General features: G+C 55.8%; 30 protein-coding genes. 7 read left to right on the top strand and 23 right to left on the bottom strand.

The features are described 5' to 3' along the window. Window positions 1-114: 114 nt before the first annotated feature. From FYJ63_RS04660 to dapA, 4 genes are all read right to left on the bottom strand, one after another. Complete coding sequence (locus FYJ63_RS04660; protein WP_338106823.1) at window positions 115-1,041, bottom strand: PfkB family carbohydrate kinase; 927 nt, start codon at window positions 1,039-1,041, stop codon at window positions 115-117. Between the two features lie 93 nt (window positions 1,042-1,134). Beyond that, entirely contained in the window at window positions 1,135-2,829 is a 1,695-nt protein-coding gene (locus FYJ63_RS04655) for a ribonuclease J (RefSeq protein WP_287847762.1), read from the bottom strand. 142 nt (window positions 2,830-2,971) lie between these two features. After that, complete coding sequence (gene dapB, locus FYJ63_RS04650; RefSeq protein ID WP_154544240.1) at window positions 2,972-3,715, bottom strand: 4-hydroxy-tetrahydrodipicolinate reductase; 744 nt, start codon at window positions 3,713-3,715, stop codon at window positions 2,972-2,974. A 73-nt stretch (window positions 3,716-3,788) separates the two neighbouring features. Continuing rightward, a complete protein-coding gene (gene dapA, locus FYJ63_RS04645) occupies window positions 3,789-4,676 on the bottom strand; it encodes a 4-hydroxy-tetrahydrodipicolinate synthase (RefSeq protein ID WP_154544238.1) in 888 nt (295 codons plus the stop codon). Window positions 4,677-4,841: 165 nt separating this feature from the next. Between dapA and FYJ63_RS04640 the strand changes: the two genes are divergently transcribed. Beyond that, window positions 4,842-5,375: a GNAT family N-acetyltransferase gene (locus FYJ63_RS04640; RefSeq protein WP_154544236.1), complete on the top strand. Its 534-nt coding sequence runs from the start codon at window positions 4,842-4,844 to the stop codon at window positions 5,373-5,375. An 84-nt stretch (window positions 5,376-5,459) separates the two neighbouring features. Here the strand turns inward: FYJ63_RS04640 and FYJ63_RS04635 are convergent, their stop codons facing one another. Continuing rightward, window positions 5,460-6,890, bottom strand: coding sequence for a M16 family metallopeptidase (locus FYJ63_RS04635; RefSeq protein WP_154544234.1), 1,431 nt, complete (start codon window positions 6,888-6,890; stop codon window positions 5,460-5,462). A 260-nt stretch (window positions 6,891-7,150) separates the two neighbouring features. Between FYJ63_RS04635 and FYJ63_RS04630 the strand changes: the two genes are divergently transcribed. Then, a complete protein-coding gene (locus FYJ63_RS04630) occupies window positions 7,151-7,621 on the top strand; it encodes a hypothetical protein (RefSeq protein ID WP_154544232.1) in 471 nt (156 codons plus the stop codon). Window positions 7,622-7,624: 3 nt separating this feature from the next. Here the strand turns inward: FYJ63_RS04630 and FYJ63_RS04625 are convergent, their stop codons facing one another. After that, on the bottom strand, window positions 7,625-7,996 hold the full coding sequence (locus FYJ63_RS04625; RefSeq protein ID WP_154544230.1) for an RNA-binding S4 domain-containing protein: 372 nt from the start codon (window positions 7,994-7,996) through the stop codon (window positions 7,625-7,627). A 127-nt stretch (window positions 7,997-8,123) separates the two neighbouring features. Next, window positions 8,124-9,326 carry a cell wall-binding repeat-containing protein gene (locus tag FYJ63_RS04620; RefSeq protein ID WP_154544228.1) on the bottom strand — a complete coding sequence of 401 codons (1,203 nt, stop codon included), beginning with the start codon at window positions 9,324-9,326 and terminating at the stop codon, window positions 8,124-8,126. Between the two features lie 395 nt (window positions 9,327-9,721). Between FYJ63_RS04620 and FYJ63_RS04615 the strand changes: the two genes are divergently transcribed. Next, window positions 9,722-9,889: a hypothetical protein gene (locus FYJ63_RS04615; protein ID WP_154544226.1), complete on the top strand. Its 168-nt coding sequence runs from the start codon at window positions 9,722-9,724 to the stop codon at window positions 9,887-9,889. Window positions 9,890-9,954: 65 nt separating this feature from the next. After that, entirely contained in the window at window positions 9,955-10,596 is a 642-nt protein-coding gene (locus FYJ63_RS04610) for an FAD-binding protein (RefSeq protein ID WP_154544224.1), read from the top strand. Here FYJ63_RS04610 and FYJ63_RS04605 read toward each other — a convergent pair. Both FYJ63_RS04605 and FYJ63_RS04600 read right to left on the bottom strand, forming a co-directional pair. After that, window positions 10,575-11,288, bottom strand: coding sequence for an HNH endonuclease family protein (locus FYJ63_RS04605; RefSeq protein ID WP_154544222.1), 714 nt, complete (start codon window positions 11,286-11,288; stop codon window positions 10,575-10,577). The genes FYJ63_RS04610 and FYJ63_RS04605 overlap by 22 nt on opposite strands. Before the next feature lie 274 nt (window positions 11,289-11,562). After that, a complete protein-coding gene (locus FYJ63_RS04600) occupies window positions 11,563-11,994 on the bottom strand; it encodes a rhodanese-like domain-containing protein (protein ID WP_154544220.1) in 432 nt (143 codons plus the stop codon). Between the two features lie 203 nt (window positions 11,995-12,197). Here FYJ63_RS04600 and FYJ63_RS04595 point away from each other — a divergent pair, with 203 nt between their 5' ends. From FYJ63_RS04595 to FYJ63_RS04585, 3 genes are all read left to right on the top strand, one after another. Then, a complete protein-coding gene (locus tag FYJ63_RS04595; RefSeq protein WP_229769965.1) occupies window positions 12,198-12,968 on the top strand; it encodes a tyrosine-type recombinase/integrase in 771 nt (256 codons plus the stop codon). Window positions 12,969-12,981: 13 nt separating this feature from the next. Beyond that, window positions 12,982-13,260: a hypothetical protein gene (locus FYJ63_RS04590; RefSeq protein ID WP_154544216.1), complete on the top strand. Its 279-nt coding sequence runs from the start codon at window positions 12,982-12,984 to the stop codon at window positions 13,258-13,260. A 301-nt stretch (window positions 13,261-13,561) separates the two neighbouring features. After that, window positions 13,562-13,771, top strand: a complete 210-nt coding sequence (locus FYJ63_RS04585) for a helix-turn-helix transcriptional regulator (RefSeq protein ID WP_154544214.1) — start codon at window positions 13,562-13,564, stop codon at window positions 13,769-13,771. Here the strand turns inward: FYJ63_RS04585 and FYJ63_RS04580 are convergent. The 14 genes from FYJ63_RS04580 to FYJ63_RS04515 all read right to left on the bottom strand — a co-directional run bounded on the left by FYJ63_RS04580 (window position 13,768) and on the right by FYJ63_RS04515 (window position 24,147). Further along, window positions 13,768-14,040 (bottom strand): flagellar motor protein, encoded by a 273-nt coding sequence (locus FYJ63_RS04580; RefSeq protein ID WP_154544212.1) that lies wholly within the window; start codon window positions 14,038-14,040, stop codon window positions 13,768-13,770. The two genes, FYJ63_RS04585 and FYJ63_RS04580, sit on opposite strands and share 4 nt — an antisense overlap. Further along, window positions 14,041-14,241 carry a phage holin gene (locus FYJ63_RS04575; RefSeq protein ID WP_154544210.1) on the bottom strand — a complete coding sequence of 67 codons (201 nt, stop codon included), beginning with the start codon at window positions 14,239-14,241 and terminating at the stop codon, window positions 14,041-14,043. 12 nt (window positions 14,242-14,253) lie between these two features. Continuing rightward, window positions 14,254-15,093 carry a peptidoglycan recognition protein family protein gene (locus tag FYJ63_RS04570; RefSeq protein WP_154544208.1) on the bottom strand — a complete coding sequence of 280 codons (840 nt, stop codon included), beginning with the start codon at window positions 15,091-15,093 and terminating at the stop codon, window positions 14,254-14,256. Window positions 15,094-15,113: 20 nt separating this feature from the next. After that, complete coding sequence (locus FYJ63_RS04565) at window positions 15,114-15,644, bottom strand: hypothetical protein (protein WP_154544206.1); 531 nt, start codon at window positions 15,642-15,644, stop codon at window positions 15,114-15,116. A gap of 1 nt (window position 15,645) precedes the next feature. Next, a complete protein-coding gene (locus tag FYJ63_RS04560; protein WP_154544204.1) occupies window positions 15,646-15,882 on the bottom strand; it encodes a hypothetical protein in 237 nt (78 codons plus the stop codon). Beyond that, entirely contained in the window at window positions 15,883-17,448 is a 1,566-nt protein-coding gene (locus FYJ63_RS04555; protein WP_154544202.1) for a hypothetical protein, read from the bottom strand. Continuing rightward, a complete protein-coding gene (locus FYJ63_RS04550; RefSeq protein WP_154544200.1) occupies window positions 17,445-19,451 on the bottom strand; it encodes a phage tail protein in 2,007 nt (668 codons plus the stop codon). Before FYJ63_RS04550 ends, FYJ63_RS04555 begins: the two co-directional genes overlap by 4 nt. A gap of 97 nt (window positions 19,452-19,548) precedes the next feature. Continuing rightward, window positions 19,549-19,914 (bottom strand): hypothetical protein, encoded by a 366-nt coding sequence (locus tag FYJ63_RS04545; RefSeq protein WP_154544198.1) that lies wholly within the window; start codon window positions 19,912-19,914, stop codon window positions 19,549-19,551. Then, window positions 19,911-20,204: a hypothetical protein gene (locus tag FYJ63_RS04540; protein ID WP_154544196.1), complete on the bottom strand. Its 294-nt coding sequence runs from the start codon at window positions 20,202-20,204 to the stop codon at window positions 19,911-19,913. Before FYJ63_RS04540 ends, FYJ63_RS04545 begins: the two co-directional genes overlap by 4 nt. A gap of 90 nt (window positions 20,205-20,294) precedes the next feature. Further along, window positions 20,295-20,759, bottom strand: coding sequence for a hypothetical protein (locus tag FYJ63_RS04535; RefSeq protein ID WP_154544194.1), 465 nt, complete (start codon window positions 20,757-20,759; stop codon window positions 20,295-20,297). Next, the gene (locus FYJ63_RS04530) at window positions 20,756-21,130 is read right to left on the bottom strand and encodes a hypothetical protein (protein WP_154544192.1); all 375 of its coding nucleotides are present in this window, start codon (window positions 21,128-21,130) and stop codon (window positions 20,756-20,758) included. Before FYJ63_RS04530 ends, FYJ63_RS04535 begins: the two co-directional genes overlap by 4 nt. After that, a complete protein-coding gene (locus FYJ63_RS04525) occupies window positions 21,127-21,483 on the bottom strand; it encodes a hypothetical protein (RefSeq protein WP_154544190.1) in 357 nt (118 codons plus the stop codon). Before FYJ63_RS04525 ends, FYJ63_RS04530 begins: the two co-directional genes overlap by 4 nt. Continuing rightward, window positions 21,483-23,045 carry an HK97 family phage prohead protease gene (locus tag FYJ63_RS04520; protein ID WP_154544188.1) on the bottom strand — a complete coding sequence of 521 codons (1,563 nt, stop codon included), beginning with the start codon at window positions 23,043-23,045 and terminating at the stop codon, window positions 21,483-21,485. The genes FYJ63_RS04525 and FYJ63_RS04520 overlap by 1 nt, the downstream gene beginning before the upstream one ends. After that, complete coding sequence (locus tag FYJ63_RS04515) at window positions 23,014-24,147, bottom strand: phage portal protein (protein WP_154544186.1); 1,134 nt, start codon at window positions 24,145-24,147, stop codon at window positions 23,014-23,016. The genes FYJ63_RS04520 and FYJ63_RS04515 overlap by 32 nt, the downstream gene beginning before the upstream one ends. Between the last annotated feature and the right edge of the window lie 29 nt (window positions 24,148-24,176).

Below are 24,176 nucleotides of genomic sequence, written 5' to 3'. Positions count from 1 at the left end.
CTATTCCCGCGAAGAGTTTCCCCGCTTTTCCCACGCCGTGAGAACGGAAAGCGAGCCGGATTCCGCGAGGGCTTTTCTAGCTGGGGTTTAGCGCGGAGAGTTCTAGGGGACGTTCTAGTGGGCGCTTAGAAATTCATCAATTTGGGCAGCGGTGGGAACCTTATAGTACCCGCGACGACGCAACACGATAGTCGCTGCCGCATTCGCGCGAACCGCCGCTTCTTCCAAAGACATACCCTGCATCAGCGCGGCAATCAAAACTCCGGTATGGGCGTCCCCCACCCCTGTGGTATCCACGATTTCGCCTTGAAAAGCCGGAATTCCAATCGGGATTTGCGAGGTGTTTTCTTGAATGGCCGCTCCGTGAGACCCGTCCCGTAGAACCAGGTGGGCTTCGGGTTGGAGGTAGCGACGCAGAATATCGGAAATCGGACCGCGTCCAATGCGAGAACCGATAGCGTCAGCTTGCTGCTTATTCAAAGTCAACAGGTTCGCCCGCCGCATCGTCTTGACCAGCACGTCCAAATCCACCGCGCCCACCAACGGGCCTCCCGCCAGCGCCAAATGCACCCGCGAGGGCAAGGACTGCACCCATTCGGAAAGCGCGGTGGCGAGTTGGGGATAGGCCAAATCGTTGAGGTTGATGAGAACCCAGTCATCGGGGCGTAAAACCACCTTGGTGAAATCTTGGGGATCCGGTTCCGTCTCCACCCCCGGAGAAGTGATGATGGTGCGGGTTCCTTCCGAGTCGATTGCCACAATCCGTAGCCCAATATCCCCCACTGTTTCGGGCAGGAGAACCGAGATTGACTCGCGTCCCAGCGAATGCCGCGCCTGGACAGAATTCGGGCCAGTTCCGAGCGTCGAGGCTACTCCGACGGCAATCCCTTGCCGAGCCACCGTAGCGGCAAGAAAGAAACCGCCCGCCACCACGGCTCCTTCCAGAACCGAGGCGCGAACCTCAGCGCCAATCTCCGGAAGATAGTCCACTTTTAGCGGAAGCTCCAAGGTGATGGTTTGGGTCGAGATAAAACGGGCCACTAGCTACCAGCCTTCGGGTCGGTGTTTTTGCCCCGGCAGGGCAGGGGTGCCTGGGGAGGCGTAAGGATGTTGAGGCGCTTGAGAGTCAGCAATTTACTCGGCCTCCACCACAAGCGGAACAATCATCGGAGCCCGGCGCAGCCTGCGGGAAACCCAGCGCCCCAAGGTGCGCCGCGCCACGCGTTCCATGTCGTGAACAGTGGCTTTTCCGCCCCTCGCCGCGTCCGTTAGGGCGTCAGCAATTTGCGGCTCGATATCGCGGAAAACCGCGTCGTTCTCGGCGACCCCGCGGGCGATAACGGTCGGGCCAGCAAGGATCGTCCCGGTTGAAAGTTCCATGACGACATAGACCGCAACAAAGCCTTCCTGGGCCAAAACGCGACGGTCATAGAGGTCCGGTTCCCCAATTTCACCAATGGAGGTACCGTCCACATAGACGTAGTCGCAAGGAACCTGGCCGACAATCTCGGCGTGGCCGTCCTTCACTTCCACGCAGACCCCGTCCTCGGCGAGCATCACATTCTGGGGTTTCACGCCGGTTTTAACCGCGAGCGCCCCGTTGGCGACCAGGTGGCGGGTCTCGCCGTGAATGGGCATCACGTTTTTCGGCTTGACGATGTTGTAGGCATACAGTAGCTCTCCGGCGGCCGCGTGGCCGGAAACGTGAACTTTCGAGTTGCCCTTGTGGATTACTCGCGCCCCAAGACGCATGAGGTTGTTGATGACCCGCCCTACCGAGTTTTCGTTTCCCGGAATCAAGCTCGAGGCGAGAACTACCGTGTCGCCATCCCCGATAGAGATGGTTTTGTGGCTCCGGTTGGCAATTCGTGAGAGCGCCGCCATCGGTTCACCCTGGGAACCGGTAGCCATATAGACACGCCGCTCCGGCGGGAGGGAATTGACGTCGTTCAAGTCAATCAAGACGCTGTTCGGGACGTGGAGGAAACCGGACTCGGCAGCAATCTCCATATTGCGAACCATGGAGCGACCCACCAAGGCGACTTTCCGGTTTGTGGTGGCCGCGGCGTTCAGGACTTGTTGAACCCGGTGGACGTGGGAGGCGAAAGAAGCCACCACGATTTGGCCGGTGGCATGGAGGAATACGTCTTCCAGAACCGGTCCGATTTCCCGCTCGGAAGTGATGAATCCCGGAACTTCAGCGTTTGTGGAATCGACGCAGAACAGGTCCACGCCTTCTTCTCCCCAGCGGGCAAAGGCACGCAGGTCGGTGATGCGCCCGTCCAAGGGGAGCTGGTCCATCTTGAAGTCGCCGGTAATGAGGGCGCTGCCGGCTTTAGTGCGAATCATGACCGCGAGGGCGTCTGGAATAGAGTGGTTTACGGCACAAAACTCGAGGTGGAACGGGCCGAGATCGAGCTTCTGGCCTTCGGCTTTGACGCGGAGGTTCGTCACGGGAAGTTTGTGTTCCTGGAGTTTGGGTTCCACCAACGCCAGCGTGAGACCGGAACCGTATACGGGGATGTCTTGGCGATGCTTCAAGAGATAGGGCACCGCGCCGATATGGTCTTCGTGACCGTGAGTCAAGACGAGGCCCACAACTTTGTCGAGGCGGTCTTGGATGTATTGAAAGTCCGGCAGAATCAGGTCAACGCCGGGCTGGATTTCTTCGGGGAACAGCACCCCGCAGTCAACGATAAGGATTTTGCCCTCGGTTTCGAGGACGGTCATATTGCGACCGACTTCACCAAGCCCGCCGAGTGGGACGAGGCGCAACACATCAGGTTTCGCCGGTTTAGGCTCCGGCAACTCAAAAGGATCGTTATTCACGCTTATATCTTACCCGAGCAGAGCCGGCGGGCCAGACCCCACCGAAATAGAAAGCGAAGCCGGCGGGCCAGACCTCTCCGGTGTAGTGAGCGAAGCGAACGGAATCGGAAGGGTCTGACCCAAACGGCGTAGCGAAAAGACGTTACAACCCCAAGAACGCATCAAGCCCGATGGTCAACCCCTGGTAATCAGCAACTTTCCGAAGGCCAAGCAGCACCCCCGGCATGAAGGAAACCCGATCGAAGCAATCCGTTCTCACGACGAGTTGCTCGCCGGGATTGCCGAGAAGAACCTCCTCAGAGGCGTACAAACCCCGCAGCCGCACCGCATGAACCGGCACGCCTGTCACCTTCCCACCGCGGGTTCCGAGTTCATCGGTTTGGGTGTTGTCGGGGAGTGCTGGCGCTCCGGCGGCCTCACGCGCCGCGGCAATCCCTTTGGCGGTAGCGATCGCCGTCCCAGAAGGCGCATCGAGCTTATCCGGATGGTGCATCTCAATGACTTCAACGGACTCAAAATAAGGTGCTGCCGCGGCCGCAAACTTCATGGCCAGAACCGCCGAAATCGCGAAATTCGGGGCGATCAAGACGCTCTTACCCGCTGCCGCGGCCGCCTCGCGGACCCGCGCGTAGGCCTCCTCAGTCCAGCCGGTGGTTCCGACTACGACGTGGACTCCCGCCCCGAGCGCCGCCATAGCGTTGGCCTCAGCAGTTTGTGGGGTCGTGAAATCGACCGCGTGGGTGGCTCCGGCAGTCTTAATGACTTCAGCAAGGTCATCTCCGGCATCTAGGCGTGCCACCAGTTCCATGTCTTCGGCACCCTCGACCGCCTCGCAAACATAGGTTCCCATCCGGCCTTTCGCGCCAATAACCGCGACTTTCAGCATCTTCTAGTTCCTTCCCTAACCGTTTCTATCTTCCCTACTGGATAAAATCAGTCAAAAAGCACGTCCCCATGACTCATTTGAGTAAACCTTGGGACGTTAATATCTCGCGAATCGAGGTAATTTCGGATTCGCTCGGTTCCACCAGGGGCAAACGCGAGCGCGGGGACTCTATCAAGCCCAGAGCGTAAACCGCCTGTTTAGCGTAGGTTGCGCCTTGGCCAGCACCCATGATGCCGCGGTTCGAGGCAGCCAGTTCCGCATCCAAAGCCCGCGCCTGCGCCAAATCACCGACCTCGATTGCGTCCAGCATGGCGGAAATCCGTTTCCCTTCCACGTGCCCTACCACCGAAATCACTCCGGAGGCGCCGCCGCACATGAAAAAGAAATTCAGCCCATCATCCCCGCTGTACCACTCCAATCCGGTACGACGCATCCGCGAGATCCCAGCGGCAACATTCCCCGTGGCATCCTTCACGCCCTGGATCCGCTCCAATTCAGCCAACCGATCCAAAGTCCCGTCTTCAATCGTCACTCCGGTTCGACCCGGAATGTCATAAATTAGAATCGGCAGGTCGCTTTCTTCGTGAACGGCCTTGAAATGTTCAAAAATTCCGTCTTGAGAGGGACGATTGTAATAAGGAGCCGTCACCAGCAGCCCGTTGGCTTGAACCTGTGTCGCAACTCGCGCCATCGCCAAAGTGTGAGCTGTATCGTTGGAGCTAACCCCGGCAATAAGCTTGATCTCCGACCCTACCGCTTGACGCACCTCCTCGAGCAACTCAGCCTTCTCATCCATGTGAGTGGCCGGAGCCTCACCGGTGGTTCCCGACACCACTATCGCGTCACAGCCGCCCGCGACCAGGTGTTTCGCTAGGCGCCTCGCTGATTCATAATCCATAGAGCCATCGTCGTGGAATGGCGTCACCATTGCCACCGAGAATCTTCCAAAAGTACAACTCATAGCTTGATTCTATGACCGGAGTTCACTATTCGGAAAGAATGTCCGCATTGTGAAATCATTAGTGAAATCAAAAGCGCCATAGCATGAGAGCGCAAACACACCCTCATCAGGGGGAAATCTGCTTTCATTTTACCCTGACCATTGATTTCCTTTAGAATTACATCTATGGGAGACTATGAAATCTTGGAAGCGGATCCCGGCGATGCCGTGACTTTGGCGAATTTGCAAGCAGACGTGCTGCGAACCCGACTTGGCAAAATCCTTGGTCTGGGGCACCCTGCGACTGGAGTTATCGACATTTTGTCGATGGAACGCTCTTGGAGGAACGCCTTGGCAGCGCAGGTTCCGGTCTGGGTGGCATTCTGTGGAGACGATCCGGCAGGGATGTCCGCGATTCTCCCTGGCAAAGACAAAACCGTTGGCGAATTCGTTCTCGAGTTTCATCCTCAAGAGGCCAACAAGCCGCTGGGCTTGGCGCTCTTGGACGCCGCCGTGGCCAAGGGACGGGAGATGGGCCTGCGCGCTTTCGGGATGTGGGTTCTGGCCGGAGACGATGACTATATCCGGTTCCTCTCCGATGCCGGTTTCAGCCCGCAGGGTTTGATGCAAAAACTGGAGACTCCCGAAGGAGAACCGGCGGTTCCGAGCGGGACGGAACACGCTCCGTTGGAAGCCCACCTGTGGGGAATGCTGCTCTAGTCAGCACCCACACGCGTCACCCCAACATTACCCCGCTTCACCTCGCGTTAATCCGCCTTATCCCATGGTAACCTCACCTATGTCTTATTCCGCGTTCGGACAGACTCGAATCTCCAAACCGGCTTCACCAACCAGCTCCTGAGCCAATTCCAAAACTTCTTCCGCGCTGACGGTCCGCAATCGCTCTAGCTTGCGCTCTAAAGGCACGAATTCCGCGCGCTCAATTTCCGCCTGAGCCAAGTGCATGGCTCTTGGTGAAGTACGTTCCATAGCCAGCAAGGTCGAGCCGCGAAGTTGCCCCTTCACCCGAGTAAGTTCCTCTTCCGAAACCGGTTCACTAGCGATTTTCTCCATCTCCGCGCGCATTAGAGCCACGACCTCATCCGCGTTGTCCGGATTACACACGGCTCCGACTCCGAACTGGCCCACGTCGCGGTAGCCGATGCTGAAGGCGTAGGTGCTGTAGGCCAACCCGCGTTCCTCGCGAATGTTTTGGAACAGGCGCGAGCTCATCCCCCCGCCGAGAATCGCCCGCAAAACCGACATGGGAACTTCCCGCGAGTCGCGGACCGAAATCCCCGGCCCGCCTAAAAGCAGATAGGACTGCTCGAAATTTCCCTCTTCCACAAACTGTCCGCGCTCCATTGATGCTCCCGCTCGAGTGAGCGGCTCGGCAATCTGACGGGAAAAATCCCGCGCGGGAGTCGAGGCCGAGAAGCCTTCCCACTGCGGATTTCCGGGCTGCGACAACAACCGGCCGACCTGTTCACAGACCTGGTCGTGGTTCACGTTGCCAGCAATCGCCACCACGAGCTGGTCGGGGGTATAGCCGGCTCGATAATGGAATTTAATTGCCTCTAGCTGCGCTTCGCGAACGGTTTCAAGCATCCCTCCTACGGGACGTCCCAGCGGGTGACCTGGGAACATGTGGGCAGCCATCGCGTCGTGCAGCCGCTCATCTCCGTCATCGAGATCCATCGCGAGCTCTTCTAAAATGACCCCGCGCTCCAGCTCGAAAGCCTCCGCGTCAAGCCTGGCACAACGCAGCATGTCCATGAGGCAGTCAATGGCGAGTGGTAAATCCTCACCCAAGACCGTCGCGTAATAATGCGTGTTCTCCTTGCCGGTGGCAGCGTTGGAGTGTCCCCCGATCTGGTCAAAGAGCTGGGCGATCTCTTTTGCGGATCTCAACTCGGTGCCTTTGAAAAGCAAATGCTCCAGGAAGTGGGTTGCTCCCATGGCACCGACGTTTTCATCCCGCGACCCGCGCGGCACCCACAATCCCACAGTGGCGCTGAACACGCCGGGGATTGTTTCGGTGATAACGCGGGTTCCGCCGGGAAGAATCGTGCGGCGTATGGTTCCGTCAGCGAAGGTTAACTCGGATCCGGACTCTCCGGAAGCCACGGCGGGTAAAGACACTATCGGGAAAGCGGATCGATCCACGACGGTACGCGCGTTTGCGCCGCTGGTGAACGGGTCGGAAGCCGGGGTAAGGTGAGAGTCAGTAGTCATGATTAGGTTATTCTATCTACTCCCGCTCACGTTGCGGAACATTCTGACCCCTCCGATTCGAATCGGTAGCATTTAAAACATTGCGAGTCCCCAGATAGCGGGTTTTCGGAGGCGCAAATCTAGGCTTAGTTTACATCCGGAGACCCCACCACCGCTATTCCGATGGCTAGGCGAGTTGGACAGGGAAACTCTGGAGCGTGTCGCTGACTGCGGTATCCCCATTTTTGAGTGTGGAACTGGGAAAAGTTAGATTAGAGGCTATGACTGAGAAAAATGCTGGAGCCAAGCCCGCCACTTCCAGGCCTGAGAAACAGTCTCTGTGGCGATCCACTGCCGATATTTGGCCTTTTCTTTTGGGTATGTTCCTCTGTGGCCTCGCCTCGTATTTCTTGACCTTCGCCGGTAGCGCTTACGTCCAGCCGAACTCGCTTACCACCGCGGCCACGGTGACGTTGCTGGCTTCCGGGGCGTGCGTGATTGCCACTGCTTTCGGGCTGCTTCACCTGGGTTTTCACTGTTCAGCAAGAGCCGCTTGGGGAATCGGAGCCATAGCCTCGGGGATCCTCACAGTCGCGGCTTTCTTCGTCGGCGGGCGGGTGCTCTCCCCCGGCTTCGTTTTCTGCCTCATCCTGGTTTTCTTGTGTCTTCCCGGGTTCGGTCTGGGGCGTTTATCCGACGAGTACCGCAGTCAGTTCCCCGACCGTCCCAAGTTTTTGGGCGACTGGGAGTAGAAACTAAAAAGCCTCCCGCCCGCGCAACGCATCCAGTTGACGGCGTTCCTTCTTGGTGGGTCGTCCGGTGCCACGGGGTCGATAGATGTAGGCACCAGCAGAGGGGTCAATGGGACGCGGCGGGGTCACGTCCTCGTAAGCCTTCTGAGCTTCCGGGGCACCCACGCGTTTGGGGAGCAGCGCCAGCACCCGCAAGACGCGGTCGAAACCGTTGGCGCGCAGTCGGATTTCGTCTCCAACCGCCACCGAGCTCGAGGCTTTGGCTGGAGCGCCGTTGATTTTCACGTGTCCGGCTCGCGCCGCCTGGGTGGCGAGCGAGCGGGATTTCAGTTGGCGGGTTGCCCACAGCCACACGTCCACGCGCATTTTTTCCATGAATCCAGGGTAGCTCACGCCTTGGTCTCGCAAAACCAGTCAGTATTGAGGGAAAATTTTGGGGTGAGTCGCCAGATATGCCACTCACCCCAAAATCCAAGGTATTTTCTGACAACCCTTAATGACCCTACTGACCCAGCTTGGTGCAGTAGTAACCAGTCTGGTCAACCTTGTCGCGCCACGCCGGATTGAACCCGAGATCCGTGTAGTGAATCGCCCCGCCGGTCTTCTCGAGAACTTCAGCGCAGGAGGCATAAACAAGGGTGCCGTCCGGAAGTTTCAGGGTGGGGGGAGCCACCTGCCCATACGAGGGACTAGCGGAACCAGCACCCGCTCCACTCGGGATCGCGGGAGCGCTCGGGTTGGGGCCGCTGGGCTGCGGTGCGGGAGCGGGCTGAGTCGGTTGAGCGGGCTGCGCGGGTTGGGCGGGCTGAGTCGGTTGCATCGAGGGCACGCATTGCGTTGTCGCCACGGTGTCATCAAGCACTCCGGAACCACCGACCAAGGTGACGGGAACTTGCGGAATAAACCAAGTACAGTTCTTCGGGGTAAGGAGCAAAGGCTGGTCATTGATTGCCGCCACTGGAGAAATCGACAGGGCGTCAGCAAAATTGTATCCAGAAACCATAAACAGCGCTTTGCTGGGTTTCGCCTCCAAAATCCGCTGGGAGGTTTCAAAACGATTAGCCCCGTAGATTCGCCGCGGATTCGGCAAGGTGGTAAGCAACGACTCCGGGACCGCGCCAGGTCCCCCGATAACTACTGTGCCTGACACGGATTCAACCTTGATTTGGTGACCCGGAGCTGTGAGAACCAGCGGCGCCTGGTTGCGCGCTGCTAAGACCCCACCCGCCAAAGCATCGGCATAACCGCGGCCGTCAGCGACATAAACCTCGTTAGCCGCGCCATAACGCTGGGCAATCATCATCGCGGTCTCATAGCGATCCCGACCGGCGATGCGCTCTGTGGAGGTCACCACGCTCAACTTGGCCTGAATCTCACCGCTAATCACCCCAAGGCCGCCAAGAATCACGACCCTTGGCTTCAGCTTCTGGATGTAATCGAGCTGGGCTTGAGTGAGGGCATCTCCGATGAGGAGAATCGGAGCCTGGTCTTTCGCGGCCAGCGGGGTCGCCGCCAAGGCGTCGGGGAAATTTTTTCCGGTGGCGACATAGACGGTTTTCGCCTGTGGAAAGTAGGTTTGGGCAACGGTCAGCGAGGTCCCGTAGCGATCCGGACCGGCGACGCGGTTGGTCTGGGCAAAAGCGGGAGTGACGGCAGTGAGGGCGAGCAGGGCGGCAACAGCGCCGGCGAGAAACTTCTTATTCATAGAGCCATAATAAGCGGTTTTGTCTAAATTTTAAAGAATCATACCCAAAAGATTTACAAGGCGAGTCGCGAGGATTCGTCTCCTCTTCCGAGCGTAGAGTCTTATCTCCCGCTAATAGTGACCGTCCTCGTTACAGTAAAGTAGTCGAGTCACTAACGCCAATTGCCTCCGTCGCAACCGGCAGAGTACCCGCAGTCAGTTAACTAGCCCTCGATGACTACCATACCAAGTTCACCAACGAACTCACGTAAACCGCAGCTAGATGGTTCTGACTGCGAAAAAGGAGTAATTTAATGGACGAAACGTTGTTTTTTCTTCAAAAAACCACAACCCCTTACTGATTTCAGTTCTGAAAACAGTTTCGACATCATTATCGTAGTAACCTGAAAACGCCAATGATAAAGCAATGCTGGGGCTATTACCTGCCGTCCATGACCCCAATGGATTTGAAGCGTACCGATCACAGTGGCGATGGTCACAAGATGATTGTGTGGGCTGATGGAAGGATGGAAGAGTCCGGGCACACCAAGATGGTTCACGATATGGACGCCGGCCCGGGGTAAATGATGTTTTTGCCTTTCCTTTCGTAAGAACTTATGGGCAGCGTTTTACTAACGAGCCTATCGGTATGGAATACATGAAAAATTTCCTCGATTTTTCGCAGGACAAGGGGCACTACTGCCAGATTTTCGACTCCCGCTATGTCGAGCAAGCAAAGGCTCTCGGGAGGCGCGCGGAAACTCCCGAAGTTCTCCGCAACTGGATGCGAGAGGAGCAAATTGCGAAGCGCGAAGGCGTTTACGATTACCTCATCGACACCTGTAAAGCTGATACCTTGGAACAGTTGACCCCGAAGCTGCGCATCAGTGACGTCGATGCTTTTGTGAAGACGGTAAAGCGGTACAACGAACTCGCCGCCCAAGGAAAGGACTTGGATTTCGGGGTTCCCGGCGACCAAATGTGTCCCATCGAACAAGGGCCCTTTTACGGAACACAACGCCATGTGCGTTTCACGGTGGGATGTTCCGGAATTGTGATTGACGGGCACTTGCAGCCGCTTAATGACCAGAACCAGCCGATTGAAGGTCTGTACGAGATTGGTAACTTGGCGGGAAGCTTCTATGGAGCCCACGATTATCCGCTGAGCATTTTTCGGAAGCAATCTCGGAAAAAACTATACCCACGGCTACTTCGCGGCGGAGGAATTGTGCCGGTAAAATTGAGGCTAGGAGCGCCATGGCGTTCCGGTTACGGTAGTTTCCGGGTCTGACAATTGCTCAAAACGCTAGCCATCGCGCGGCGCTCTGCCGCAGTGACCCAAAGTCCGTATTTTTTCTTCACCGCGATTTGGCGCGACACGTATTGGCAGCGGAATGCCTTATTTGGTGGGAGCCAAGTGGCGGCATCCCCGTCAGACTTTTGCTGGTTCAGCGCCCCGTTGACCGCCAGCAGGTTCAAGGGATCGTTAGCAAAGGCCTCCCGCGTGTCCAGCGGTAGCTGCTGGGCACCTGTTTGCCACGCGTTAGACAGGGCTACCACATGGTCGATCTGAACTTTACTGGCGTTTTGTTTCTCAAAAATAATCTCTTTGCCAGAATAGGGGTCAGGTAAGATTCCCGAGATAACCACACAGTTGCGGGTGCGGGGTTTCCAAGACGTGTCTTGGAGATCTCTATTCAGGATATCGTTTCTCGTATCACAGCCATTTCGGTCTGTGTCGCGCCACCTTTGCCCGAATTGGGATCTCTCGTACCCAGTTTTCGGGGCGCGCCCCTTTACCGGAAGAGTTTCGAGTAAAGCGAGCGCCTGGCGGCTTCCAAGGAACGCCGAGGGGGTTGGATTTGGAGAGACTTCATTAGCGGACTCTCGAGGCAGGTCGGATGAGGTAACTGTTTGCTGAGGAGTTAGGGTTGATTCGGTTTTTGTTATTGGTACAGAGGTAGACGACCTAGTAGAGTCCATTCCGAGCAATCTCGATACAATTCCGGTTACCAGCAGACCAATTGCCAAAAGAATCGCAATGAAGACACGCCTTCTTTTGCTGACCTTGAAACCCATTTTTCGATTGTATCCGCGAACGATTCGTCAGAAGAAACCTCATTCCAACACATCCGCACCTTTTCGTGTCGCAGTTTTACCTGACTGTTAAGATGACCGTTGTCGGCACCCTTGTTTCCGCCCTCAATTACAATGCCTAGGCTCCGATGAAACCCTTTCAACAGCGTTGTCTTGGAGGTTATTTGACGATCTCTATGCCCAGGGATTTGCTGGCGTCTTCAAGGCCGCCCGCATTGCTGACGTGTTCGAATCCTGCGTTTTCCATGAGGGATTTGGCGCCGCTCGCCCGTTTTCCGGTGCGGCAATACACCTGGTAGGTGGTGGTTTTGTCGAGTTTTATGACCTCGTCGGCGAAAGTCGGATTGTAGTAGTCGAGATTGATGGCTCCTCTCAAGTGGCCGACCGCGAATTCCTCGGGGGTGCGCACGTCGAGGATAACCGTCTCCTGGGTGGTTTCAGTCCCGCCTTCAGCAGTGGGGCTGGCACTACTGGCGGTTCCCGAGTCGGGTGACGAGCCGATCTCGTCTGGGGCGCTACACGCCGTCAAGCCAACCAGCGCTAACCCTGCGAGCAGCAGGAGGAATGAAATTTTCGCGAGCAGTTTCAACATATCTCCATGCTACGGGAAGCAATTTTGAGGAACAATTCGAACAATCTGGTTTGTGCTTTTGCCCCCTTGTTGGCTCCCGCGGCTGGATTCGAACCAGCAACCTGCCGATTACTGGTTAAGGCTGATGGCGGGGTTGCTGGTTTTGCTGATTCTCGTTCGTGGATGTCTACAGTGGCGGCATGAAAAGTAAGACGTGGCCAAACATGATTCACCTGTACATTCAGCACCTAAAAGCGGCGGGACGCGCGAGCGGGACTATCCGCGTGCATTCCTATTACCTCTCTGTGATGCGCGAGATTGCCCCGGTTCCTACGCACGTTACCCGCGAGAGGCTGGAAGCCTGGCTGGCAGAGCATGATTGGAAGCCAGAGACGCGCCGGAGCGCTCAAGGCGTAGCCAGTCAATTCTTCAAGTACATGGAAGATGAAGGCTTTATCAAGAGTTCGCCTGCCAGGGCTCTTACCCCGGTTATCGTACCTGATGGCATTCCCCATCCTGCCAGTGAAAGCCAGGTTGCCATAGCACTCAGAGAGGGAGATTCAAGGACACGGCTCATGGTTCGCCTGGCGGCGTTTTGCGGGCTTAGGGCTTGCGAAATCTGCAAAGTGCGTGGCGATGATTGGAACGGTGAGGTTTTGAAAGTCATCGGTAAAGGCGGGCGTGAGCGGATTATCCCAGTTCAAGACGGAGCCCTGATTCAAGCGTTTCACGCTTGCCCAAGTTTTCTTTTCCCCGGTCGGATTGAGGGCCATCTTTCCCCGGCTTATACTGCGAAACTTCTTGGCAAAGTGCTCCCAGATGGCGTTACCGGCCACGCGCTTAGGCACCGTTTCGGGACTGTGGCTTACCGCGCCACTCACGATTTACTTTCAGTGGGAGCCGTGATGGGGCACGTGAAGACTGACACGACTAAGCGCTATATCAAGCTCGATTTGGATCCACTCGTTGCTGCGGTAAGTGCAGCACAATTTTAGAAAGGAAAAGGCCATGTTAACTGATGAGGAAATAGACACTTTTGCCAATATTGCACGCTATATAAACGAAGTTGTGGAAGACCCTCAGCCTGAAGATACGATATTGACCGATGCGGAAATAGATTTGGTCGCCACGCTTAACCGCTATATAAATGCAGTTGTAGATATTGAGATACGTCAGGCGCTCAGTGGAGATTACTCGAAATCGCGTTGCACATGGGTTGACCTCGAGCGGATTGTGAAAGGGCAACCGCTCGAGGGTTGGGATGAATATGTGGCAACGATACCGTAGTCTTCATATTTGTTAGGTCAAATGCCCCATTCCGGTTTGACATTACGCCCTATTAGGCGTATAGTTATAACTGTTAGGGCAACCGCTCTGACATAGGAAAGCCCCGGGGCGATCCGGGGCTTACGGGAAAGGATATCAAGATGATTACCGTCATCGAGATTCTGATTTCCCTTCCAGAAGCTATTCTAGCACTGATTCTCATTCGTGAGAAGATGGCAAAGAATCCGCCGAAGGAAGATTAAGGAAGTCGTCCCCGTCCCATAGGGGCGGGGACTTCCCGAAACAACCTGAGGGGTGTGTCATGTTTTTATCGCTGAAAGGTGTTGCAACGCGGGCGGGTCTTTCTGAAAACACGATCAAGGCGTATTTCGCACGAGGCTATATGCCCGCGCCGGATGTGGAGATAGGCACGGGGGAAAAGGTCACGGCTTACGGGTGGAGCCCGGAAACCGTGGACACATGGCTTGCTAATCGTCCAGGGCGCGGAGCTCGAACCGATTTACAGCGCTAATTTTCGAGTTTTTCCAGGCGTTTCCAGATTTGGGCGTGGGTGTCGCGTTCCGAGTCTACGAGGTTTTGTAGCTGGTCGTGGAGTTCGCCTTGCCGGTGTCCAAGAGATTTGATGCGGTCATCCATCACGTCTAGGAGGTCTCTCATGCTAGATCCGTGGTTGGGCTTCATCTCTTTGGCAGCGGATTTGGCATAGAACGCGGCTATCAGCGCGGCCACTCCTGAGATAACCGCGCCGATGCCTTGCAGGTCAAAGAGCCATGGTGGCATTTATTCCACCTCTTTAGGTGTGCGCGTGGGACGGTAGGCGAAAGCCGTGGTGGTTCCGAGCAGCGCGGCTCCCAGCGCAACCCAGAGAGGCGCGACTTGTTCGGAGATGATGCCGTAGGCGCTCAAGAGCGGGATGGCGGCGGTGATAATGCCGTAGAGCCAGGTGCGGATTTGGGCGGGAATGATTTCTTTGTTTTCCATTGTTCTAACTCCTTATGCTTGGCGGGCGGGAATGCCCATGGTGGCTTGAATTTTTGCGAGGACTGAGGTGCGTTTGAGACTGTCGCTCATACCGGGGAAATCCGTGGCCATGTCCTTGAGGTCTTTCACGCGGCCTGGCACGGTTTCAAGCCCGTTCGGGGCTGGCAGGTACCAGGCTTCCACTTGGTCAGGCGTGGCAGAAATAAGTGGCACGCCCGCATTCATGAGGGCTTGCAGATGCGCGGGGTCTCCGATGTAGTTGTAAAAAATGCCATCGGTTTTTACGCATCTCCCGTCTGGGTATTGGAAGCAAATCATTTTGGGGGGTTCCTTTCTTTCGGTTAGTGGCTTGGTGGCGGTGGGGTTGTTGGGGTCGATTTTCGGGTAGTATTCGGCGGCGCGTTTCTCGAGGTCTGAGATGCGAGCGATCCATTCGGCAGGACAAGCCGTGTTGTAAAACTGCTTGTGCCAGCGTAGTTTCCGGTCGAGCCCGGGGCATACATGCCAGAGGTAGGCGATAAGCCACGCGGTAGTCTCGAAGATCGCGTCTACTTCTTCTTTCGGAGTCTGACTGTCAAAGGGTTTAAGCTCAAGCCCGATGCCGTAGGCGTTACCTCCCGGCGCGTGCCAAGCGATACGTTGCCAGGGGCATATCTGGATCACTTCCCAGGGGCCAACAACGGCGTGAGCCGAAGAATTCCCACCGGGTCGATTCAAGAAACTTGCGATAGCGGCGGGCTTCACGTTGCGATGCGCGGCGGGGTCTCCCCAATGGTGGATCACGATGTAGCGAGCCCACGCGGGGCGCGGGCCTTTGTTCGCGTTGCCTAATTGCGTTCTTAGAGTAAACATTTCGGGTTCCTCTGCTCTGTTTAGGCGTGGTCTTTAGGAACCAGGATATGAAGGTAAATAATTTCTGTTATTGCAGTGTGGCCAATAGTTATATTTGTCGGCAAATCTTTGCATATATTTCCGCTCATTCTCATGGATTTCTGATCGATGTCTTGCCACTTAAGTACATAGCTAAAAATTGGGTAAGGGCTAGAAATATCGACGCAATTCTTATCGCGTTCTACCGCTCTGATTTCGGGATATTTATAAACATTAGCAGTTCTACCTGGAGTCCCCTCGACGTAAATTGATACTTCAACCGCTTTCACGAAAGGCGGATATTTGATTATTTCTTGAATTTTGGGGACGATTTCCGCGTAGGATGTTTCTACAGTCTGTACTCTGGTTTTGAGTGATTCGATTTCTGCGATTGATGGCCCGAAGCCTTGCTCTATTAGTGCGCGGAGCTCGGCTTGGCCGTTGTTGTATAGGTCGGGATCGTTGACGAGGTAGGCGTTGACGTCGGCGGCGGTTAAGACTTCTCCGTCTGTGAAGGTTTTTAGTTTGGCCATTTTATGCTCCTGGGGTATTAGCGGCGATGCTTTGCAGTTTTGAAAGAGTGGCTTCGATAGAAGCTACTGAGGTTTTCAGCGTCTGAAAGTGGGTTGGTAGTTCGGTTACTTTCTCGTTGATTTCTTGCCGCATTTGGGTTAGGTAGGCTTCTAGCTCGGCTCCGTCGTCGTTTACGAGGGTGTCGTTGATTTCGGCGGCGGTGAGTACATGGCCGGGGTTGTAGCGTGGTGCTGCCATTTATTCGCCTTTCTGCTTCCATCCTGCGAGTTCTATTTCCATCATCCAGTCCCAGGCGTCACTTTTATGTGTGATATGGCTGATGTGTCCGATGGTTTTTTCTCCTCTGAGGTGTGCTTCTATTAGGTCTCCGATTTCGGCGGTTCCGGCGTAAGCCTGGTAGCGGGTCGCATTCAAGGTGACATTGGAGACTGTCAACGCGGCGGTCTTGGTTGCTGCGAGGCGATCTGCGAGGGCTTGCCTTGCGGCTTGAGCCTGTAGGCAGGTCTCAATAACGGCTTTTTGCGGACCGTGCCACTGGAGCATTTCCTGATTCGTGCCTGTTGTGGTGGTTTCTAGGGCTTGCCAGTCTTGCCTTTCGGGGTCGTATTGCGCGGCCTTGTTCAACACGTCTACTAGGCTTATGAGGTCTTTCGAGTTCCAGACCGCGCTTACTTCCACGAAGTAAAAGGCTTGGGTTTCGATTTGGTCGCTGTATAGAGCGCCGGGGGCGGTTTGGGTGGCTTCTAGCTGGAAAACAATCTCGCCCGCGCGGTTTACATACCATGCCCCGCCGATAGAGTTGCAAGCTAAATCGAGGTGTTTAGCGATAGAGGATTCTAAAACGGTGTTGCAGAGCATTACCCCGGGGTCGGTTGTGGGCGGGGTGTAGGGGTAGCCTCCCGAGGTTAAGAGCCGCGCGAGGCGGGCTGTGAAGGTCTCTCCCGTGTCGATAATTCCGGTTTCTCTTACCCCGTAGCGCTTCATCTGGACTAGCTCGCCCACTAGGTCAGTTCCGGCGATGGTTACGGTGTAGTCTGCTTTATTTTCGAGCTGTAGCGCGGTTTCGGTGACATGGCCGGTAAAAACAGGTTGCATGTTCCTTAGGGTGTAGACGCGTAGAGGCCGGTTTTTGATTATGTCCCAGGCGCGGGGGTCAGCCGTGTTTTTCACACTGATTTTGACGCTTGCGGCCTGTGCAAGGGGTATTAGCCCGTTGTAGGTTTGGCCGCGTGAGATTTCCAGGTCGTAAGTATCGGGCGCGAGGGCTCTCCATGTTTCGGGCGGGTCGGGGATGAAGAGGCGGCCTTCGTCTAGCGGGGTGGATCCGATAATGAAGGTTCCTGCTGTGGGGGCTTGCCAGTCGAGGGATGCTACCGAGATTCGGGAGGTTCCAAGGATAAACGGGACTCGCCCGGGGCGGGTGGTGTAAACGTCGATGCCTAGCTCATCGTAGGGTAGGGGGTCATCGGGTGATGAGTAACGCTCATAGGAAAGCTCGAGGCGCTCGAAAGCCACCGAGGCAACAGAGACTAGAGAGAGTTTGACGGGCATTGGCACCGTTGTAGAAACTGTAAACTCTGTTGGAGTGTTTGGGGTGAGCTTCGCTAGGGACTCTCCCATAATGATAAATGGCTGCGAGTCATCCTGTTTCGGCGCGGCGGTGGCTTTGCCTTGGAGTGTGTAGCGGCGCCCTGGCTGTAGATACGGCAAATCAATAATAGGCGTAGAGTTTTCGAGTGGCGTTACGTCATTGCCTTCTACCGTTGCACCTTCCCAGGGTGGAAGCTCGATTATTTGTTTCATCGGTCGGCTCCTTGGAGATGCTGGTATTGGCCGAGGGCTTGAGCGATGCGCCTTCCAACTTCGGGAGTGGCCTCCAGGGCGTGAACGTTTATAGTTACGTTCATTCCGGGGGTGGCTCCTGCCATAGCGAGGCGGGGCGCTCCAATAGCGGGATTAATTCCGCTAATGGTGGCTTCTACTGTTCCGAGAGTGTTTCGGAGAGCCGGTAGCTCGGAGATTAGCCCGGTTCTAAGGCCTTGCATGATTGCCTTACCAGCGGGCACAAGTAGGGAGCGGTCTTTCTCGATAGGGCCTTTGTTCGCGGCGATCCATGAGGCGATGCCTCCCACAAAGTCTTGCACGGCTCCCCAAGCGGCTTTCAGACCGTTTAGGAAGCCTTGCATGATAGATTTACCGGCTCCGAGTAGGAGGCCTCCGAGGTTTCCGAGGGCTGAGACTATGCGAGATGGTAGCCCGCTCATAAACCCTATGATGGCCTTGATTCCGGCTTGAACCGCGCCTGCCATGGTCTCAAAAGCGCCTTTAAACACTTGAATAACTGCGTCTAGCGCGGCTTTGGCAATGTTGCGCGCTTGGTTCAGGCCTCCTTTTATGAGTGCTTGGATGATGGTAAGCGCGGCTTGGACGATAGCTCCGGTTTGTTGCCATATTCCCTCGAAGATTTGCTTGATGCCTTCCCAGGCGCCTTGCCAGTCGCCCTTGATAATCGAGGTAACAGTTTTAATGATGCCGCTAATGATCTTCATGGCGCCTTGCACGATTCCAGCCATGGCGCCGAAAACGGCTTCCACGATTACGCCGAGTGTTTGGATTGCGGGCGAGAGTACGCCGACAATGGTGGTGATTAGTGGTGTGAGAGCTTGCAGGATTTGGCCAATCACGGGTAAGACAGCGTTAGCGATAGTAATTATCGCTGGATACACTTGCGTTAAGAGGATTTGCGCGAAGGGCGCGAAGGCTTGAGCGAGAGCGCCTCCAATCTGGATGAGAGAAGGAAGTAAAGCGCCGGTAACGAAGCTTATTACGGTTTGGAATAGTGTCTGTAGGCTCTGCCAGAGCGGCATAAAAACTTGAAGATGATTGCTGAGAGTGCCGATGCCCTGCGAGCTTAAGCCTTGGAAGGATTCGATTAAGGGCGCTATGGCTTCTTTGGCTTGGTTGAAAGTGGCTTGCACTTGCGGCCCGTATTTGTCCGTAAGCTCACTAATGGCGGGCATGAGGCTATCAGACAGTAGCCCTACTACTTGGGTTGCTATTGGTAGGAAAAAACCGCCGAGTTGTGCGGTAAAGTCTCCCCATTTAGCAGATAGGACTTGCTGCTTGTGTGCGAGTGTGTCTGTCTCACGGGCGAAGGCTCCGTGAGCGTCTCCCGTCTGCTTCATGATCAGAGAAAGCGTGGCGGCGGCTTGAGCTTCTTGGTCGAAGCTCCCCCCGACTTTCTGGAAGCCAAGAGAGGCGGCTTCCGCGTCAATAGCGGCTTGCTTGAGACTTACCCCGTAGCGTTCGATGGGGTCCCGCTCCCCTTTCAGGGCTGAGGATAGGGCTCCGACTGCTTCCGCTGTAGAACCTCCGAACATGGCCGACATGTCGGCTCCGAGTTTGATTAGTTCGTTGGTTTTAGGCGCGAGCTCGCTCATGGAGATACCCGCGTTTTTGAGTTGTGCTCCAATCAGGGTGCCTAGCTGGGAGTATTCGGAGCGGGTCAAGCCTACGGCGGTAGCGGCGGCTTTGCCCCATTCGTGCATTTGGCCGGCGGATTCTTTGAAAACTGCGTCAATGGCTCCGACTTGCTGCTCGAGCTCACCAGCCGCGCCAATAGATTTAACTACTAGCGCGGTGGTGGCGGCTCCTGCGGCTGCGAGTCCCGCGGCGGCGAAGGCTCCGAGTTTAGAAAAACCGCTTTTCAGCAGACCCAGGCCTTTAGCTCCTACAGCTTCACGCATTCCAGCGACGAGTTTTTTAACGTCAGCTAGTACCGAGACGTTAACTACATGTTTTGCCATGGTTATCTCCTTACTTTTTGACGTTTCAAAGCGCTATAGATTTCTTCGACCTCGAGGATGGTTAGCCGCGTGTAGGCGGCGCGGTCATAGCAGCCTGTTAGAACGGCGAAGTTTGCGAAACGGGCGGCTTGGTGTTGTAAGAGCTCACTGTTAGCGGGTTGGCTTGCGCTAAAGGGACTTTTGGCAACAGTTCCAAGAGCTCCGAAACGATGGAGTCGCGGTTAGGGGTTGCGTCCTTGATGCCGAACTGTGCGAGCTCGAGGGATTCTTCTACCGTGAGGCTCCCGGCTTGCTCCATGGTGATGGGTTTACCGAGGCGCTGCGAGGCGATCATCGCTAAGACCTGGAAAAACACGGACTGCGAGGCGGCCTTGTCAAAGTTCTCCATACTAACCCCGAGATTGCGCTCTAAGAGTTCGAGTTCGCCTGTGGTGAGGTTATTAATAAAGTTTTCCGGATTCATTTCTGGGAGTGTCCTTCTACTATTTCGTGTATGCCTTGCTCGAGCCGTGCGATGATTGCGGGCTCTTGGGCTCTGATTGCTTCTGTAAGGTAGGGGCGGGCTTTAATGCCCCTCTTTGGCCAGCCGTAGTGAATCATCGGAGCGTATGGGACTTTAGCGCGTCCCGCTCTCACAACGGCCTTAGTTTTGCCGCGGCCCGCTCGCATGGAAGCCTCAAGTCTCCCGGTTTTCACGGGCGGCCGCGCGGCGTTGACTGCGATCATGCCGATATCGTGCATGAGATTAGGCATGTCTTGCGCGTCTTCGGCGATCTTGTTAAGGGCTCTGACTACTTCTTTTAAGCCCTTAGTTTTGATTCCGACAGCGTAGCGAGCCACTGTTTAGACTCCGGTTCCTGTTTCAGATGGCGGGGTGTAGGTTCCGGCGCTAGTGACTAACTGCGGCTCTCCGGTGCAGGCCCATTCGGTTTCGAAAGTGAATTCTTCTTCTCCTGCGTCGCCTCCGAGTGAGGGCTTGCGGCCGATTTTCACTTTGCCCTTGAAGTGGGGCTGCGCCTCGGTCGGGGTGTCGTTGCCGAACGGGGCGATAACATAATCGACTTCTTTACCGGATTTATCCCAGATGGCGCGCCAAAGCGAGGCGGTCGTGGTGGACTGCAAAGCTGAGAGCTTCATGGTCCATTTAACCCCAGCTCCTTTAGCGACTTCCGCGAAAGTGCGCTTTTTAGAGTCAGCTTCTCCCGGCTCTAGGAGGTAGGAGGTTAGATCGGTGTTGTACTCTTTGCCGTCAATAATGAAGCTGAGTTTGTTTCCGTAAATTCGGTCGGGTACTACTTCGAGAGTCATTGCTCTTTTCCTTTTCTAATAGTTGTCGTGATTTTGAGGTCGATTGCTGGATAGGCGCGCTCGTGAGTGGTAAGCGCGTATGGTTTCCCTACCCATTCCACTTCCAGGCCGTCATTTCCGAGAATTGCTGCCACTGAGTCTTCTAACTCGGTGAGGTAGTCCTCGGTGACGGCGGGAGAGGTTACGATACGCACGTTTAGCGAGACTTTCCACGTCCTGAAGGCTTCTCCGGCTTTCAGGTAGGTTGTGTCGGGTCCCACAATCACGCAAGGAGCGTTGAAACGCTCGGGCTCCCAGGCGTAGGCCTCGAGCCCCGTTGTTTCCGCTAGTTGCGTCGCGAGTTTTTCCCTCAGGTCGCTTAAAACATTCATGCCATCCCTGCTTTCAGGTAGGGCGCTAGGAGGGGGCGCGCGCCTAGCATGGGATCGCGGGCGAGCCGTACCGGGGCGGCTCCGAGGTCGGCGTATTGTGCGAGGATTCCCCCCGGCGCGCTACGTCTTGCCCAAAGCTCGGAAGCCACCTCAAGAATGGCGCGGTTGAGGATTGCCCCGGGTACGGTTTCGCCCTGGTCTCCACACCAGGCACGTATCATCTCATACCCTTCGAGCCACACGGCGCGTAAAGCGTCGGTTTCCAGGCTGGCACCAGCTCCCATGTGCGAGGCAAGAGAGCTAGCGCCAATCTGGATAGTAGGCTCGGTGAGGGTCGAAGCGGCGGGTAGCATTATGCACCGGCTCCCGCGGCTGCGAGTTGCAGAGGCACGAGCGCGTTAGGCATGGGCGCGTAATGCGCGGCATACCCGTAGACGCTCCATGCGTTAGTGAGGTTCACGATGTTTTCGTCTTGCAGCTTCAAGGGCGCGCCGGGGGATTCTTTGACCTCGATAGCGGCCTTGGAGTAGGCAAGGGCTTTTTCCCCGTCCCAAGATGGATGCATGGTAAGCGAGATGCCTACCAGAGAGCCAGACTGGGCAGGGGCAAGGGTGATAGTGCCTTGCCGCTCATCGGGGGCGGGCGTGATTTGCAAAGCGGTAGCCGTCTTAGGCAACTCCATGAGTTTCTCGAAAACGAGAGGCGAAACGATGAGGCCAGAAAGCGGGGCAAGAATACCGTCATACTTACGCACAAGGGCGAGCATGAGGCGCTGCCAGTCCAGGATGCCAGCAGTAGCGAGGGTCTTACCCAAGTAAAGGTCAGCGGTTGCGAGGCTATCCGTGTATTGCTTATCTACCAGGGCGCGGGTTTCCGCTTCGATGGCAGAGGCGTATTTCAAAGCCAGGCCTTTAAATGTCGTGTCGAGCACGGCGGTAGAAGAACGATCAATTACCCGCTTAGAAAGGCTCGAGTAACCACCAAAGGTTTTAACGCTTGCGGACTTGGTACCGGTCGCTACCTTGCCATAAACGAGATCATCGCCTTCTTTGGCTTGCTCAGCAACTTTCAGTGTACCTTCGTTAATCTCGGTGTATTCAAGAGTCATGCCCTCGCTAGGCAAGTCGGTAGTGTGCGTGAAAAGTCCTGTGATGATTTGCTTTTCTTCCATCATTCGCACGATTTCGCCAAGCCAGGCGGGGCGGGTGGAGGTCTCTCCGATGGTGAGTCCTTCCCAGGCGCGGCCTTCCATTTCCTGCTTGGCCATCATTTCCACGTATGCGCCAAAAGAGCGGGTTTGCATGAGTGGAGACATGGCGGGCTTATCGTCTTGGCCTTCCTTTACCAGGTCGAGCTGGCGGGTAAGAAGATCCACGTCTTCTCGGAGCGCCTTAATTTCTTCTTCGGTTTTCACTTTGTTTTCTCCTTTGTTATCGGGGGTTTCAGGGGTTTCTAAATCTTGGTTTCGGGTTCCGGTTACTTTCGCGTCCTTATATGCGGGCACGGGTACGAGGCTTACTTCCCTCACGTCTGCGAGGGTGATTACGGTTTGGTCTTCCCGGTCTTTCCATTCCACGGGCTCGAAGCCAACGGACATGCCAGCAACGGCTCCATCTTTCACGAGTTGCAGGGCTTCATCCCCGCGCGCGGTTTGAGAGATTCGAGCCACTATGTGCAGACCGTCTTCTTCATCGCTAGCGGTTTCGATTACCCCGATAGGCTCAGAGTGGAGGTATAGCAGCGGGGCGGGGGTTTCGAGGATGGCCGCGCCTCGCTCGAATGACTCGATCCAGCCTCCTACAGTGGTAGGTGTTTCCCAGGGTACGGCGATGCCTTCAACGGTGCGGCCCGCGCCGGGGGTCTCGCTATCGGCGGCGCGTAGGCTAAGCCGGTTGCTGTAAAGATTCTTCTTCACTGTTTTCTCCGTTCATTGGTGGTAGGTTCTCGATTTGTCTCACTTCGTCAATGGTCATAAACCCGGCTTGTATCGCGGTTGCGTATGAGTTGTAGCGTTGCGCCGTGTCAGTTCGAAGCAGAGAGTCTAGGTTGAAGCGGGCGGTTTGGCCGCGCGGCAAAATATCGGTAAATGCCTCTTCGATTGGGCGTAAATATCCCATGAGGGTGTATCGGATGAAAGAGATTTCCATCTGCTCGATATTCGTGTAGGTCATGGAAGAGCCTTCGACTGCTGCGAGCATGTGAGCGGCTGGAATACCGAACAACCTAGCTACTTGTGTTACTGAGAACTTTTGGGATTCGAGCCACTGCAATTCTTCAGGCTTCAAAGCAAGGGGAGAATACTTCAAGCCGGATCCGAGCACTGCGGGGCCTTTATCATAAGATTGGGACTCCATCCACTGCTGTTTATAGTTCGAGGCCATTTGTGCTGTTAGGGCTTGCTCGGTGGATAGTACCCCGTTAGGGACTCCCCCGCTGTTTATCCAATTGTCGGCATAGTTGCGTACTGCGAGGGCTCCGGTTAGTAGCTCACGGGCGGCTTGGATTGGTCCCAGACCCTCAGGTCTCCCAGGGACTCGAAGCAACTTCATGTGAGCGATTTTCGAGCGGGTGAGCTCTTGGCCTTGATAATGGTATTTGTAGCGTCCTGGTTTCGTCATGGAAACCAGGACGAGAGCCGGATCCAAGGGCTCGAGGTTGATAATTTCTTGGGCTTCATTGCGCCAAATACGCCAATACGCATTTCCCCGTAGAGCGAGACTCATCACGGTTTCGGCGATAAATTCGCTTCTTGCCATGCAAGCGGCGGGACGCGTCACTAGCGACGGGGCTGGGTCCACTTTCTGGATGCCGCGCCATGAGTCGAGGCTGATTTGTTGCGCGGCGGCTTGCAGGATGCTAACCGCGCGGTAAACAGACTCTAGCGCGAGAGAGGATTCCGGGGTGAGATAAGCGGAGCGAGGGGGTGGCACGGGAGCGCTAGACTCGGTAGGGGTCGGGTCTTGCGCTCCCGTGTCGGATCGGGTTACCAGATGAAGGGCATTTTTGAGGATTCCCATATTCTTATCTAAGGGCGCTTACCGTCACT

The organism is Mobiluncus porci (genome assembly GCF_009695935.1).
Lineage (GTDB): Bacteria > Actinomycetota > Actinomycetes > Actinomycetales > Actinomycetaceae > Mobiluncus > Mobiluncus porci.
The sequence above is the reverse complement of the archived record's forward strand: the minus strand, read 5'-3'. Positions and strand labels throughout refer to the sequence as shown.

What these genes read in the sequence shown, in the direction of transcription:
- dapB (WP_154544240.1), bottom strand. Translation starts at nt 3,715, where the DNA reads ATGCTGAAAGTCGCGGTTATTGGCGCGAAAGGCCGGATGGGAACCTAT.
- dapA (WP_154544238.1), bottom strand. Translation starts at nt 4,676, where the DNA reads ATGAGTTGTACTTTTGGAAGATTCTCGGTGGCAATGGTGACGCCATTC.
- FYJ63_RS04640 (WP_154544236.1), top strand. Translation starts at nt 4,842, where the DNA reads ATGGGAGACTATGAAATCTTGGAAGCGGATCCCGGCGATGCCGTGACT.
- FYJ63_RS04635 (WP_154544234.1), bottom strand. Translation starts at nt 6,890, where the DNA reads ATGACTACTGACTCTCACCTTACCCCGGCTTCCGACCCGTTCACCAGC.
- FYJ63_RS04630 (WP_154544232.1), top strand. Translation starts at nt 7,151, where the DNA reads ATGACTGAGAAAAATGCTGGAGCCAAGCCCGCCACTTCCAGGCCTGAG.
- FYJ63_RS04625 (WP_154544230.1), bottom strand. Translation starts at nt 7,996, where the DNA reads ATGGAAAAAATGCGCGTGGACGTGTGGCTGTGGGCAACCCGCCAACTG.
- FYJ63_RS04620 (WP_154544228.1), bottom strand. Translation starts at nt 9,326, where the DNA reads ATGAATAAGAAGTTTCTCGCCGGCGCTGTTGCCGCCCTGCTCGCCCTC.
- FYJ63_RS04615 (WP_154544226.1), top strand. Translation starts at nt 9,722, where the DNA reads ATGATAAAGCAATGCTGGGGCTATTACCTGCCGTCCATGACCCCAATG.
- FYJ63_RS04610 (WP_154544224.1), top strand. Translation starts at nt 9,955, where the DNA reads ATGGAATACATGAAAAATTTCCTCGATTTTTCGCAGGACAAGGGGCAC.
- FYJ63_RS04605 (WP_154544222.1), bottom strand. Translation starts at nt 11,288, where the DNA reads ATGGACTCTACTAGGTCGTCTACCTCTGTACCAATAACAAAAACCGAA.
- FYJ63_RS04600 (WP_154544220.1), bottom strand. Translation starts at nt 11,994, where the DNA reads ATGTTGAAACTGCTCGCGAAAATTTCATTCCTCCTGCTGCTCGCAGGG.
- FYJ63_RS04595 (WP_229769965.1), top strand. Translation starts at nt 12,198, where the DNA reads ATGATTCACCTGTACATTCAGCACCTAAAAGCGGCGGGACGCGCGAGC.
- FYJ63_RS04590 (WP_154544216.1), top strand. Translation starts at nt 12,982, where the DNA reads ATGTTAACTGATGAGGAAATAGACACTTTTGCCAATATTGCACGCTAT.
- FYJ63_RS04585 (WP_154544214.1), top strand. Translation starts at nt 13,562, where the DNA reads ATGTTTTTATCGCTGAAAGGTGTTGCAACGCGGGCGGGTCTTTCTGAA.
- FYJ63_RS04580 (WP_154544212.1), bottom strand. Translation starts at nt 14,040, where the DNA reads ATGCCACCATGGCTCTTTGACCTGCAAGGCATCGGCGCGGTTATCTCA.
- FYJ63_RS04575 (WP_154544210.1), bottom strand. Translation starts at nt 14,241, where the DNA reads ATGGAAAACAAAGAAATCATTCCCGCCCAAATCCGCACCTGGCTCTAC.
- FYJ63_RS04570 (WP_154544208.1), bottom strand. Translation starts at nt 15,093, where the DNA reads ATGTTTACTCTAAGAACGCAATTAGGCAACGCGAACAAAGGCCCGCGC.
- FYJ63_RS04565 (WP_154544206.1), bottom strand. Translation starts at nt 15,644, where the DNA reads ATGGCCAAACTAAAAACCTTCACAGACGGAGAAGTCTTAACCGCCGCC.
- FYJ63_RS04560 (WP_154544204.1), bottom strand. Translation starts at nt 15,882, where the DNA reads ATGGCAGCACCACGCTACAACCCCGGCCATGTACTCACCGCCGCCGAA.
- FYJ63_RS04555 (WP_154544202.1), bottom strand. Translation starts at nt 17,448, where the DNA reads ATGAAACAAATAATCGAGCTTCCACCCTGGGAAGGTGCAACGGTAGAA.
- FYJ63_RS04550 (WP_154544200.1), bottom strand. Translation starts at nt 19,451, where the DNA reads ATGGCAAAACATGTAGTTAACGTCTCGGTACTAGCTGACGTTAAAAAA.
- FYJ63_RS04545 (WP_154544198.1), bottom strand. Translation starts at nt 19,914, where the DNA reads ATGAATCCGGAAAACTTTATTAATAACCTCACCACAGGCGAACTCGAA.
- FYJ63_RS04540 (WP_154544196.1), bottom strand. Translation starts at nt 20,204, where the DNA reads ATGCCTAATCTCATGCACGATATCGGCATGATCGCAGTCAACGCCGCG.
- FYJ63_RS04535 (WP_154544194.1), bottom strand. Translation starts at nt 20,759, where the DNA reads ATGACTCTCGAAGTAGTACCCGACCGAATTTACGGAAACAAACTCAGC.
- FYJ63_RS04530 (WP_154544192.1), bottom strand. Translation starts at nt 21,130, where the DNA reads ATGAATGTTTTAAGCGACCTGAGGGAAAAACTCGCGACGCAACTAGCG.
- FYJ63_RS04525 (WP_154544190.1), bottom strand. Translation starts at nt 21,483, where the DNA reads ATGCTACCCGCCGCTTCGACCCTCACCGAGCCTACTATCCAGATTGGC.
- FYJ63_RS04515 (WP_154544186.1), bottom strand. Translation starts at nt 24,147, where the DNA reads ATGGGAATCCTCAAAAATGCCCTTCATCTGGTAACCCGATCCGACACG.